This is a genomic window from Saccharothrix sp. NRRL B-16348 (assembly GCF_001280085.1).
In the GTDB taxonomy this organism is placed as follows: Bacteria; Actinomycetota; Actinomycetes; order Mycobacteriales; family Pseudonocardiaceae; genus Actinosynnema.
The window spans coordinates 73481-85274 of the sequence record NZ_LGED01000202.1 but is presented as its reverse complement, the minus strand read 5'-3'; the positions used below and the strand labels follow the sequence as shown (position 1 = coordinate 85274).

Below are 11794 nucleotides of genomic sequence, written 5' to 3'. Positions count from 1 at the left end.
GGGAAGAGCGTCCGCCAAGCCTGCCCGGCTTCGACCAGCCTAAGGCACCCGAACCCATGTCAAATCGGGCCTCGGTGGGGAGGTTGCGGGTCCGATGTGCGGCCGGTTGGGGGCGGTGGCCACGGTGGGCGGTGCGGGTGGTTGTGCGGTGGTTGGGGTGGGGGTCGTGGCGGCCCCGGCATGCCGTCGACCGGGGGTCGGTTGTGGCGGGGTGGGGGGCGTCCGGGCAGAGTTTCAAGATCAATAGGTTGGAGGGTGGGGGTCGGGCATACGGTGTTCGGCATGGACGCGTTTACGCCGCAGCCACGGCCCTGTTGGATTGCTGGACACGCCGAGCAGGGCGTTTCCGCCCTTGCTGTGCATCACCCGTTCGATGGAACAGAGGTGGCCTCGGTGGCGGTGCCGGGGCCGGAGCAGGTGGAGCGGGCCGTTGCCGCGGCGGCGGCGGTGGCGAAGGAGTTCCGGCGGACGCCGGCGCATGTGCGGGCTTCGGCTTTGTTGCAGGTGTCGTTGGCGTTGGAGGAGCGGGCAGAGGAGATCGCGGAGACGATCACGGCGGAGAACGGGAAGCCGTTGAAGTGGGCGGAGGTGGAGGTTCGGCGGGCGGTCAACACGTTTCGGTTCGCGGCGGAGGAGGCGCGGCGGTTCACCGGGGACCTGCAGCGGTTGGACACCGATGCGGGTGGTGAAGGGCGGATGGCGGTGGTGCGGCGGGTGCCGCGTGGGCCCGTGTTGGCGGTGGCGCCGTTCAACTTCCCGTTGAACCTGGTGGCGCACAAAGTGGCGCCGGCGTTGGCGGTGGGGGCGCCGGTGATCGTGAAGCCCGCGTCGGCGACGCCGTTGTCGGCGTTGTTGTTGGGTGAGTTGTTGGCGGAGACGGAGTTGCCGGAAGGCGCGTTCTCCGTGTTGCCGGTGCGCGGGTCGGACATGAAGAGCTTGGTGACGGACGAGAGGTTGCCCGTCATCTCGTTCACCGGGTCGACGGAGGTCGGGTGGTCGTTGACGGATTCGGCGCCGCGCAAGCACGTGCTGATGGAGTTGGGGTCGAACTCGGCGGCGATCGTGTGCGCGGATTGGGATGATCTGGGGTTTGCGGCCGGCCGGATCGCGACGTTCGGGAATTACCAGGGCGGGCAGTCGTGCATCGCGGTGCAGCGGGTGTTGGTGCACCGGGACGTGGCCGCGGAGTTCGTGCCCAAGTTGGTGGAGGCGGTCCGGGGGTTGAAGACCGGGGATCCGCACGACCCCGAGGTGGAGGTCGGGCCGTTGATCGACGAGGACAACGCGCGGCGGGTCGAGGAGTGGGTCGCGGAGGCCGTGGCGGGCGGCGGTGTGCTGCACGTCGGAGGCGGGCGGTCGGGGACGACGGTGGAGCCCACGGTGGTGCAGGACGTGCCGGTGGACGCGAAGTTGTGGCGCCAGGAGGTGTTCGGGCCCGTGTTGGCGGTGGCCGTGGTGGACTCGGTGGACGAGGCGTTCGAGCAGGCCAACGCGACGGAGTACGGGCTTCAGGCGGGCGTGTTCACGAAGGACGTGACGGTGGCGTTCGCGGCGGCGGCGGAGTTGGAGGTCGGTGGGGTGATCATCGGTGACGTGCCGTCCTACCGGGCCGACCAGATGCCGTACGGCGGGGTGAAGGGGTCGGGCACCGGGCGGGAAGGCGTCCGGTCGGCGATGGTGGACTTCACCGAGGAACGCACGATGGTGCTCACCGGCATCACTCTTTGAGCGCGCCCTTGGCGATCACCACCAGGCCGTTGACCAGGTCGTCGGTGCCGGAGCCGGTGGCGAGGGCGCGGAGCTTGAGGCCCATCACCATGGCGACGACGGCACTGGCGACCTGGTCGGCGTCCTTCACGCCGATCGCCGACAGGACGGTCGCGGCGAGCTCGTCGTAGGCGGCGAAGCACTCGGCGGCGGCGGCGCGCAGCTCCGGGTCGCGCCCGGCGTGCAGGTACAGCTCGTAGGGCGCGATCCGCTCGCTGTCCGAGCCGGTGGCGTCGGCGACCTGGCCCACGATGTCGGCCACCTGGTCGAGGTCGGCGCACTCCGTCCGGTTCTCCTTGGCCAGGTCGCCGAAGCGCTTCGTCTCCTCGGTGACGAAGTGCCGCAGGCTCTCCCGCAGCAGGTCCTGCTGGGTGGCGAAGTGGTAGGTGACGGAGCCGAGCGAGACGCCCGCCTCCTGCGCGATGCGCCGGTTCGTCACGCCCGCGACGCCGTCGTCACCGATGATCCGCAGCACGGCCGCGATGATCCGCTGCCTCGTCTCGGCCGGTCTCGTCATGGTCCTCATTGTCCGGCATGGGTCGATCCGCGATACTGTTCGTTCGAACGAACAATATCAGGAGGGCACATGCGGGTCTCGGGATCGACCGTGTTGGTGACCGGCGCGACGGGTGGGATCGGGCACTCGATCGCCCGCGTGCTGGCGGGACGCGGGGCGAAGCTGGTGCTGACCGGGCGGAAGGTCGCCGAGTTGGAGCGGCTGGCCGACGAGGTCGGCGGGCGGGCCCTGGCGGTCGACCTGGCCGAGGCCGGGGCGGTCGAGCGGTTGGTGGAGGAGGCCGGTGCGGTGGACGTGCTGGTCGCCAACGCGGCGCTGCCCGCCAGTGGCGCGTTGGCCGACTTCACGGCCGAGCAGGTGAAGCGGGCGTTGGCGGTGAACCTGGAGGCGCCGATCGCGTTGACGCACGGCTTGCTGCCGTCGATGGTGGCGGCGGGCCGTGGGCACGTGGTGCTCGTCGGGTCGTTGTCGGGCAAGGTGGCTTCGGCGCACGCCTCCCTGTACAACGCGACGAAGTTCGGGTTGCGCGGTTTCGCGTTGGGGGTGCGGGAAGAGCTGCACGGCAGCGGGGTGGGTGTGTCGATCGTGCAGCCGGGGTTCGTGCGGGACGCCGGGATGTTCGCCGACACGGGCGCGAAGCCTCCGGCGGGGATGCGGACCGTCTCGCCGGAGCAGGTCGCGGCGGGGGTGGTGCGGGCCGTCGAGCGGAACCTCGCGGAGGTGAACGTGGCGCCGGCGGAGCTGCGGGCGATGAGCTTGCTCGGTGGCGCGTTCCCGGCGTTCTCGTCGGCGTTGCAGCGGCGGATGTCGAACGACGAGCTGATGAAGCGGATGAGCGTGGCGAACCGGGGGAAGCGATGACGACCGCGGTGATCCCGCACCCGAAGTGGCGGGTGCCGTTCCTGGGTGACGTGCTCGGCACCAGTCGGCGCACGCCCGTGCAGGACACGATGCGGTTGGGCCGGGACCTCGGGCCGATCTTCACCCGGCGGTTCCTGGACCAGGAGATCGTGTTCGTCGGTGGTGGCGAGCTGGCCGCGGACCTGGCCGACGAGTCGCGGTTCGCCAAGCACCTGGCGCTGGGCGTGGAGGCGTTGCGGGACGTCGGCGGGGACGGGCTGTTCACCGCGTACAACGAGGAGCCGAACTGGAAGGCGGCGCACGAGGTGCTGCTGCCCGCGTTCACGCAGAGCGCCATGCGCGCCTACCACCCCACGATGGTGGACGTGACCGCGCAGCTGGTCGGGAAGTGGGACCGGGGCGGTGTCGTCGACGTCTCCGGCGACATGACGAAGTTGACGTTGGAGACGATCGGGCGGGTCGGGTTCGGGTACTCGTTCGAGTCGTTCTCGCGGTCCGAGACCCACCCGTTCGTGCGGGCGATGACCGGGTCGTTGCGGTACGCGCAGCGCAAGAACTTCATGTTGCCGTTGGTGCGCAAGGTGTTCGGGCGGGAGGCGGAGGAGCGCTACCAGCGCGACCTCGCCTACCTGGCGCAGGTCGTGGACGAGGTGGTGCGGTCACGGCGGGGGTCGGGCGGGTCGGACCTGCTCGGGTTGATGCTGTCGTCCGGTGAGCTGGACGAGGTGAACATCCGCAACCAGGTGATCACGTTCCTGATCGCCGGGCACGAGACGACGTCCGGCGCGCTGTCGTTCGCGCTGTACTACCTGTCGCGGCACCCCGAGGTGGTGGAGAAGGCCCGCGCGGAGGTCGACGCGGTGTGGGGCTCGGCGGAGGTGCCGGAGTTCGAGCAGGTGACGAAGCTGCGGTACGTGCGGCGGGTGTTGGACGAGGCGTTGCGGCTGTGGCCGACGGCGCCGGGCTTCGCGCGGGAGGCGCGGGCGGACACCGTGCTCGGCGGGCGGTACCCGATGAGGGCCGGCCAGTGGGCGCTGGTGCTGCTGCCGCTGGTGCACCGGGACCCGGCGGTGTGGGCGTCGCCGGAGGCGTTCGACCCGGACCGGTTCGCGCCGGCGGAGGTGAAGGCGCGGCCCGCGCACGTCTACAAGCCGTTCGGGACGGGCGAGCGGGCGTGCATCGGGCGGCAGTTCGCGGTGCACGAGGCGACGTTGGCGCTGGGCACGGTGCTGCGCCGGTACGACCTGGTCGCGCCGGCGGACTACGAGCTGCGGGTGGCGGAGATGCTGACGTTGAAACCGGACGGGTTCACCGTGACGCCTCGGCGGAGGTGAAGCCCTTGGCCCGGCGCAGGGCCTGGTCGAGGTCGGTCGCGGTGGCGGCGGCGTGGCCGTCGGGGCGGATCAGGGTGTCGCCCTCGACGGTGAAGCCGGGGCCGTAGCGGTGGCTGTCCGGGCGGAGCGCGCCGCCGCCGTTGGCGGTGAGGGGCGAGTCGCGGTAGGCGAAGGGCTCGAAGAGCTTGCCGGAGTCGATCTGCTCGGTGACGCCGTGCTCCAGCACGTGGGCGCGGTGGGCGCGTTCGGCTGCCGTCCGAGGCACGAGGAAGCGCATGGTCGCGCCGGTGATGCGCAGGTTCTCGTCGGCGGCCGCGGCACGTTCCTCGTGGTAGGAGTCGAGGAGGTGCGGTCCGGCTTCGCCCGCGCGGTCGAGGGCGATCTTCCACGCGGCGTTGTCGGCGTCGCAGATCCCGGAGTTGAGGCCGCGGGCGCCGAACGGGCTCATCACGTGCGCGGCGTCGCCCGCGAGGAGGATCCGGCCGACGCGGAAGGTCTGCGCCCGGCGCTGGTGGAAGCGGTACGTGGACTGCCAGAGGATCTCGTACGGGCGGTCGCCGGTGATCGCCCGGACGTGCTCCGGCGTCAGCTCGAAGCCCTCGGGCACCTGCCAGTCGACGCGGTGGACGCCGTCGGGCTGCGGGTGGACGAGCACCTGGCGGCCCGGGTTCCACGGCGGGTCGAAGTAGAAGCGGCGCTCCGGCTCGGGGTGGCCGAGGTCGACCCGGATGTCGGCGATGACGAACCGGTCGCTGAACGAGTGGCCCTCGAACGGGATGCCGAGCAGGTCGCGGACGGTGGAGTGGGCGCCGTCGGCGGCGACGCAGTGCGTGCCCTCGAACGTCCCGCGGTTGGTGTGGACGGTGATGGGGTCGAGTTGGAGGCGATCGACCTGGTGCCCGTAGCGGAGGTCGATGAGGGGGTTGGCCAGGGCTTTGTCGTGCAGGATGCGTTCGACGGTGGTCTGGGGCGTGTTGACGAACGGCGGGAAGCCGGCGGCGCGCGGCAGTTCGACGGTGAGCACCTCGCGGTCGCGGAAGTAGGTCCGGCCGCGGTACCAGGTGACGCCGGCGTCCACGACGGCCTGGCCCACGCCGACGCGTTCCAGGATGTTCAGGACGTCGCGGTGGACGCAGATGGAGCGGCTGCCGACGGCCTCGCGGTGCGGGGAGGCCTCCAGGACGGTCGTCGGCACGTTCGCCCGGGCCAGCAGGAGCGCGGTGGCCAGCCCCACCGGCCCCGCGCCGACGACCAGCACCGGGGTCATCGCAACGCCGCCCACACCTCGCGGTCCCGTTCGGCGGTCCAGATCCGGGGCCAGTCCACGCCGTCGCACTCGTCCCAGTACCGCTGGACGTTGAACGGCAGGCAGTGCTCGAAGATCGGCCACCGGCCGTAGCGCGGTGCCAGGGCGGCGTGCGCGGCCTCGAACGCGTCCTTCACCGTGCCGCCGCCGTGGTGCACGGTGCCGACCGTGCGGCGGAGTTCGTCCAGGAAGTGCCGTGACTGGCCGATGGCCGCCTCGACCTCGGTCCGGTCACGGGCCGGCGCGCCACGCCCGCCGACGAGCTGCTCGGCGCCCAGCGCGGCCACGCGGTCCAGCGTCGACGTGGCCCACTCGTCGTGGAACGCGTCGCCGGTGTAGAGCGCGGCCTGCGCCTCGACCAGGTCGCCGGCGAACAGGATGCGCTGGTGGGGCAGCCACGCCACGATGTCGCCCGCGGTGTGGCCGCGACCGCAGTAGCGCAGCTCCACCTCGCCCCGGTCGCCGCCGAGCGGGATGGTGAGGCGGTCGGAGAACGTGACGGTCGGCCACGTGAGGCCGGGGATGCCCTCGGGCTCCTCGAACAGCCGGGGCATGCGGGCGTGCTCGCTGAGCCAGTCCTCGCGGCCGCGTTCGGCGATCAACGCCCTGGTGTTCTCGTGCGCGATGATCTCGGCGGCGTCGAACGCGCTCGCGCCGAGCGTGCGGACCGCATGGTAGTGGCTCAGGACCAGGTGGCGGACAGGCTTGTCGGTGCGCTCGCGGAGCAGGTCGAGCCAGCGCCGGGCGGCCGTCGGCGTGGCCCGGGCCTCGACGCAGACCAGGAAGTCCTCGCCCTCGATCGCGCCGACGTTCGGATCGCCCTCGGCGGTGAGGGTGTAGACGCCGTCGGCGAGTTCGACGAACCGCTCGTCCTTCGGGGTGAGGTCGGCGCTGGACGCGAACGGCTGCGTGGCCACACCTCCCACCATAGGGCGATCAGGTCGACTTGACCTCCACGATCGGCAGCCGCAGGGCGCCGGGGGCGTCGGCGGGCACGGCCGGCTTCTTCGGCGCCACCGGTGCGATCCGCCGGTAGCCCGCCGACTGGTCGGGACGCCGGTCCGGCTCGCCCTTGTTCGGCCACACCGAGAACGCCCGCTCGGCCTGCGCGGTGATGGTGAGCGACGGGTTCACGCCCAGGTTCGCCGAGATCGCCGAGCCGTCCACCACGGACAGGCCCGGGTAGCCGAAGACCCGGTGGTAGGGGTCGATGACGCCGCTGGACGGGTCGGAGCCGATCGGGCAGCCGCCGATGAAGTGCGCGGTCAGGGGGATGTTGAACAGCTCGCCCCACGTGCCGCCCGCGATGCCGTCGATGTGCTCGGCCGCGCGCAGGTTCGCCCGGTGACCGGCCTCGATGAACGTCGGGTTCGGCTGCCCGTGCCCCTGCTTCGAGGTGAGCTTGCGGCCGAACAGCCCCTTCTTGGTGAACGTGGTGATGGAGTTGTCGAGGCTCTGCATCACCAGCAGGATCACCGTCCGCTCGCTCCACCGGTGCACCGACATGAGCCGGGCCAGCCGGAGCGGGTGGCGGACCGCCTGGGACAGGAACTGCAGGATGCGCGGGGTGGACTTCGCGCCGTCCGTGGCCAGCGTCTGGAGCAGGCCCATGGCGTTGCTGCCCTTGCCGTAGCGCACCGGCTCGATGTGGGTCTGCTCGTCCGGGTGGATGGACGACGTGATCGCCACGCCCTGGCTGAAGTCGCGCTCCTCGTCCACCGTGAAGCGGGCCGCGCCGATGATCGACTCGGAGTTCGTCCTGGTCAGCTCGCCGAGCTTGGGCGAGAGCTCCGGCAGCGCGCCGTCGGCCCTCATCCGGTGCAGCAACTGCTGGGTGCCCCACGTGCCGGCGGCCAGCACGACCTGACCCGCGGTGATCGTGCGCCTGCCCTTGCGCAGCTTGCCGCCGGTGCGCCGGGTGCCGATCGCCCACGTGCCGTCCGGCGCCTGGCGCAGGTCGGTGACGGTGGTCAGCGGCAGCACCCGCGCGCCGTTGCGCTCCGCCAGGTACAGGTAGTTCTTGACCAGGGTGTTCTTCGCGCCGACCCGGCAGCCGGACATGCACGCGCCGCACTGCGTGCAGCCGGTCCGGCTCGGGCCCGCGCCGCCGAAGTACGGGTCCTCGGCGGGCTTGCCCGGCTCGCCGAAGAACACGCCGACCGGCGTCGGGTGGTAGCTGTCGGCCACGCCCATGTCCTCGGCGACCCGCTGCATCACCACGTCCGACGGCGTGGTGGTCGGGTTCTCCACCACGCCCAGCATCCGGCTCGCCTGGTCGTAGAACGGGGCGAGCTCGGCCTCCCAGTCGGTGATGTGCGCCCACTGCCGGTCGGCGTAGAACGGCTTGAGCGGCCGGTACAGGGTGTTGGCGTACACCAGCGACCCGCCGCCGACGCCGGACCCGGCCAGGATCATCACGCTGCGCAGGGCGTGGATGCGCTGGATGCCGTAGCAGCCGAGCGCGGGCGCCCACAGGTAGCGCCGCAGGTCCCAGGACGTCTTGGCGAACTCGTCGTCGGCGAACCGGCGGCCGGCCTCGACGACGGCCACCCGGTAGCCCTTCTCGGTGAGCCGGAGCGCGGCGACGCTGCCGCCGAAGCCCGACCCCACCACCACGACGTCGTAGTCGGTGTTGTTACCGGCGAGTTCACCCATGGGACAGGAGGTTAGGCGTAACTTCCGGTAACAGGCTAGACCTCGATCGGTTCAGGCTCGCGCGGGCACGAAAAAGCCCCCGCCTGGAGCAGGGGCTTCTTCACGGGAACTTCAGCCGCGGATGGTCAGGCCGACCTTCTGGAACTCCTTGAGGTCCGAGTAGCCGGTCTTCGCCATCGCCCGCCGCAGCGAGCCGAACAGGTTCGTCACGCCGCGCGGGTCCACGGACGGGCCGAACAGCAGCGTGCGCAGGTCGACGACCTGGTCGACGCCGGTCGACACGTGGCTGCGCGGCACCGACGGGTGCGCCGACGCGGCCGTCCAGTACAGGCCCTGGCCCGGCGCCTCGGACGCCGCCGCCAGCGGCTCGCCCAGCATCACGGCGTCCGCGCCGCAGGCGATCGACTTCGCGATGTCGCCGCTGGTCAGCACGCCGCCGTCGGCGATCACGTGCACGTACCGGCCACCGGTCTCGTCCAGGTAGTCCCGGCGGGCCGCGGCGGCGTCGGCGATGGCCGTCGCCATCGGCACGCCGATGCCGAGCACCGAGTCCGTCGTGGTCACGCCCGGCGTGTAGCCGTAGCCCACGATCACGCCCGCCGCGCCCGTGCGCATCAGGTGCATCGCGGTCCGGTAGTCGCCGACGCCGCCCGCGATGACCGGGATGTCGAGGTCCGCGATGAACGACTTCAGGTTCAGCGGCTCGCCGTCGCGCGAGACGTGCTCGGCGGAGATGATCGTGCCCTGCACGACCAGGATCTCCACACCGGCCGCCAGCAGGTCCGGGGTCAGCTCGGCCGCGCGCTGCGGGCTGACCCGCACCGCCACCGTGACGCCCGACTCGCGCACCTGCTTGATCGCCTCGGCGATCAGGTCCATCCGCACCGGCGCGGCGTGCAGCTCCTGGAGCACCCTCACCGGCGCGGCCGGGTCGTCGGTGTCCTCGACGGCCTGCACCAGCCGGAACAGGGCCTCTTCGACGTCGCCGTGCCGGGCCCACAGGCCCTCCGCGTTGAGGACGCCCATGCCGCCCAGCTCGCCGATCGCGACCGCCGTGCCCGGCGACACGATCGCGTCGGTCGGGTGGGTGATCAGCGGGATCTCGAACCGGTAGGCGTCGATCTGCCACGCCGTCGAGACGTCCTTCGAGGAGCGGGTCCTCCGGGACGGGATGATCTCGAGGTCGTCCAGCTCGTAGGCCCGCCTCGCGGTCCGGCCCATGCCGATCTCGACCAGATCGCGCACCTTTGTCGTCCTTCCGTGGAGCTGATGGTCCCGGGGGAAGCCGGCGGAACCTGCGAACACTAGCCCAAGGCGATCCGATTCAGCGGGTCGTGTAGTTCGGGGCCTCGACGGTCATGGTGATGTCGTGCGGGTGGCTCTCCTTGAGCCCGGCCGCCGTGATCCGCACCAGCTGCTTGCTCTGCAGGTCGGCGACGGTCTTCGAGCCGGTGTAGCCCATGGCCGCGCGCAGACCGCCCACCAGCTGGTGCACCACGGTCGACAGCGGGCCGCGGAACGGCGTGCGGCCCTCGATGCCCTCGGGCACCAGCTTGTCCTCGGACAGCACGTCGTCCTGGAAGTAGCGGTCCTTGGAGTACGACTTGGCCTCGCCGCGGCCCTGGAGCGCGGCCAGCGAGCCCATGCCCCGGTAGGTCTTGAACTGCTTGCCGTTGACCAGCACCAGCTCGCCCGGCGACTCGGCCGTGCCCGCGAGGAGGCTGCCGAGCATGACCGCGCTCGCGCCCGCCGCGATCGCCTTGGCGATGTCGCCCGAGTACTGGATGCCGCCGTCGCCGATCACCGGCACGCCCGCCGGACCGCACGCCAGGCTCGCCTCGTAGATCGCGGTGATCTGCGGCACGCCGACGCCCGCGACCACGCGCGTGGTGCAGATCGAGCCGGGGCCGACGCCGACCTTCACGCCGTCCGCGCCCGCGTCCACCAGCGCCTGGGCGCCCGCGCGGGTGGCGACGTTGCCGCCGACCACGTCGACCTCGTCACCCAGCTCCTTCTTCACCTTGGCGACCATCTCCAGCACGTTGCGCTGGTGGCCGTGCGCGGTGTCGACCATGATCACGTCGACGCCCGCGTCGGCCAGCGCCATCGCCCGCGCGAAGCTGTCGTCGCCGACGCCGATCGCGGCCGCGCACAGCAGCCGGCCGTCCGGGTCCTTCGAGGCGTTCGGGTACTGCTCGGTCTTGACGAAGTCCTTGACCGTGATCAGGCCGCGGAGCTTGCCGTCGCCGTCCACGATCGGCAGCTTCTCGATCTTGTGCCGGCGCAGCAGGCCGAGCGCGGCCTCCGCCGACACGCCGACCTGCGCGGTGACCAGCGGGCCCTTGGTCATCACCTCGCTGACCTTGCGCGAGTGGTCGACCTCGAAGCGCATGTCGCGGTTGGTGATGATGCCCACGAGCTTGCCGTTCCCGTCGGTCACCGGCACGCCGGAGATCCGGTAGCGCGCGCACAGCTCGTCGACGTGGCGGATCGTGTCGTCCGGGGTGCACGTCACCGGGTCGCTCACCATGCCCGCCTCGGACCGCTTCACGGTCTCCACCTGGCGGGCCTGCTCCTCCAGGGCCAGGTTGCGGTGCAGCACGCCGATGCCGCCCTGGCGGGCCATCGAGATGGCCATCCGGCCCTCGGTCACGGTGTCCATCGCCGCCGAGGCCAGCGGCACGCGCAGCGTGATGTTGCGCGAGAGCTTGGTGCTGGTGTCCACGCCGCTCGGGACGATCTCCGACTCGGCGGGCAGCAGCAGTACGTCGTCGAAGGTCAGTCCCAGCATGGCGAACTTGGGCGGGACTCCATCAGCGTTGAGCTCGCTGGTCATGGCGGCTGGCTTGCCTTCCGTCGTGCGGCGATCCCGCCGCCGCGGATCGGTTCCACGCAGCGGCGATGGGTTCAGGTCATGGTATCTGGACGCGGACGGGGGTCCGCCCGGTACCGTGCGGGGTCGTGCCGCACGACGCGTTGCCACCAGACCCGTTCGCGGGTGACCCGGAGGACCCGGCCCGGGTCCTCGGCGAACCCGACCACGACCACGACCACCCGCCGATGGACGACGCCGAGCGGGCCGAGCTGGTCGGCGACCTCAGCGACCTCGCGGTGTACCAGGCGTTGCTCGAACCCCGCGGTGTCAGGGGAATCGTGGTCGACTGCGGCGAGTGCCAGGAGCCGCACTACCACGACTGGGCCCTGCTGCGGTCGAGCCTGGAGCAGCTCCTGGCCGACGGCCGGATGCGCCCGCACGAGCCCGCGTACGACCCGGACCCCGGCGCCTACGTGAGCTGGGAGTACTGCCGCGGTTACGCGGACGGGGTCACCGCGACCGAGAGCGCCCGCTGACGA

The 11794-nt window shown here is 71.6% G+C and carries 10 protein-coding genes; 4 read left to right on the top strand and 6 right to left on the bottom strand.

Translation table 11 applies throughout. The annotated features are described in order from the left end of the window. Positions 1-282: 282 nt before the first annotated feature. Positions 283-1728: an aldehyde dehydrogenase family protein gene (locus ADK67_RS22650; protein WP_053718487.1), complete on the top strand. Its 1446-nt coding sequence runs from the start codon at positions 283-285 to the stop codon at positions 1726-1728. Here the strand turns inward: ADK67_RS22650 and ADK67_RS22645 are convergent. Further along, on the bottom strand, positions 1718-2284 hold the full coding sequence (locus tag ADK67_RS22645; RefSeq protein ID WP_053718482.1) for a TetR/AcrR family transcriptional regulator: 567 nt from the start codon (positions 2282-2284) through the stop codon (positions 1718-1720). The genes ADK67_RS22650 and ADK67_RS22645 overlap by 11 nt on opposite strands. Before the next feature lie 69 nt (positions 2285-2353). Here ADK67_RS22645 and ADK67_RS22640 point away from each other — a divergent pair, with 69 nt between their 5' ends. Together ADK67_RS22640 and ADK67_RS22635 are read left to right on the top strand one after the other, a co-directional pair. Further along, positions 2354-3145, top strand: coding sequence for an SDR family NAD(P)-dependent oxidoreductase (locus ADK67_RS22640; protein WP_053718481.1), 792 nt, complete (start codon positions 2354-2356; stop codon positions 3143-3145). Then, complete coding sequence (locus ADK67_RS22635) at positions 3142-4479, top strand: cytochrome P450 (protein ID WP_053718480.1); 1338 nt, start codon at positions 3142-3144, stop codon at positions 4477-4479. Before ADK67_RS22640 ends, ADK67_RS22635 begins: the two co-directional genes overlap by 4 nt. Here ADK67_RS22635 and ADK67_RS22630 read toward each other — a convergent pair. The 5 genes from ADK67_RS22630 to guaB form a co-directional block, all read right to left on the bottom strand. Continuing rightward, positions 4454-5746, bottom strand: a complete 1293-nt coding sequence (locus ADK67_RS22630; protein WP_082403700.1) for an FAD-dependent monooxygenase — start codon at positions 5744-5746, stop codon at positions 4454-4456. The two genes, ADK67_RS22635 and ADK67_RS22630, sit on opposite strands and share 26 nt — an antisense overlap. Next, the gene (locus ADK67_RS22625; RefSeq protein ID WP_442974178.1) at positions 5743-6714 is read right to left on the bottom strand and encodes an MBL fold metallo-hydrolase; all 972 of its coding nucleotides are present in this window, start codon (positions 6712-6714) and stop codon (positions 5743-5745) included. Before ADK67_RS22625 ends, ADK67_RS22630 begins: the two co-directional genes overlap by 4 nt. Before the next feature lie 7 nt (positions 6715-6721). Continuing rightward, on the bottom strand, positions 6722-8440 hold the full coding sequence (locus tag ADK67_RS22620; RefSeq protein ID WP_053718478.1) for an FAD-dependent oxidoreductase: 1719 nt from the start codon (positions 8438-8440) through the stop codon (positions 6722-6724). Between the two features lie 111 nt (positions 8441-8551). Continuing rightward, complete coding sequence (locus tag ADK67_RS22615) at positions 8552-9685, bottom strand: GuaB3 family IMP dehydrogenase-related protein (RefSeq protein WP_053718477.1); 1134 nt, start codon at positions 9683-9685, stop codon at positions 8552-8554. Between the two features lie 79 nt (positions 9686-9764). After that, positions 9765-11276: an IMP dehydrogenase gene (gene guaB, locus ADK67_RS22610; protein ID WP_053718476.1), complete on the bottom strand. Its 1512-nt coding sequence runs from the start codon at positions 11274-11276 to the stop codon at positions 9765-9767. Between the two features lie 65 nt (positions 11277-11341). On the opposite strand from guaB, the gene ADK67_RS22605 reads away from it, so the two are divergent. Beyond that, positions 11342-11791: a DUF5319 domain-containing protein gene (locus tag ADK67_RS22605; protein ID WP_053718475.1), complete on the top strand. Its 450-nt coding sequence runs from the start codon at positions 11342-11344 to the stop codon at positions 11789-11791. The last annotated feature ends 3 nt before the right edge of the window (positions 11792-11794 follow it).

What these genes read in the sequence shown, in the direction of transcription:
- ADK67_RS22650 (WP_053718487.1), top strand. Translation starts at nt 283, where the DNA reads ATGGACGCGTTTACGCCGCAGCCACGGCCCTGTTGGATTGCTGGACAC.
- ADK67_RS22645 (WP_053718482.1), bottom strand. Translation starts at nt 2,284, where the DNA reads ATGACGAGACCGGCCGAGACGAGGCAGCGGATCATCGCGGCCGTGCTG.
- ADK67_RS22640 (WP_053718481.1), top strand. Translation starts at nt 2,354, where the DNA reads ATGCGGGTCTCGGGATCGACCGTGTTGGTGACCGGCGCGACGGGTGGG.
- ADK67_RS22635 (WP_053718480.1), top strand. Translation starts at nt 3,142, where the DNA reads ATGACGACCGCGGTGATCCCGCACCCGAAGTGGCGGGTGCCGTTCCTG.
- ADK67_RS22630 (WP_082403700.1), bottom strand. Translation starts at nt 5,746, where the DNA reads ATGACCCCGGTGCTGGTCGTCGGCGCGGGGCCGGTGGGGCTGGCCACC.
- ADK67_RS22625 (WP_442974178.1), bottom strand. Translation starts at nt 6,714, where the DNA reads ATGGTGGGAGGTGTGGCCACGCAGCCGTTCGCGTCCAGCGCCGACCTC.
- ADK67_RS22620 (WP_053718478.1), bottom strand. Translation starts at nt 8,440, where the DNA reads ATGGGTGAACTCGCCGGTAACAACACCGACTACGACGTCGTGGTGGTG.
- guaB (WP_053718476.1), bottom strand. Translation starts at nt 11,276, where the DNA reads ATGACCAGCGAGCTCAACGCTGATGGAGTCCCGCCCAAGTTCGCCATG.
- ADK67_RS22605 (WP_053718475.1), top strand. Translation starts at nt 11,342, where the DNA reads ATGGGTTCAGGTCATGGTATCTGGACGCGGACGGGGGTCCGCCCGGTA.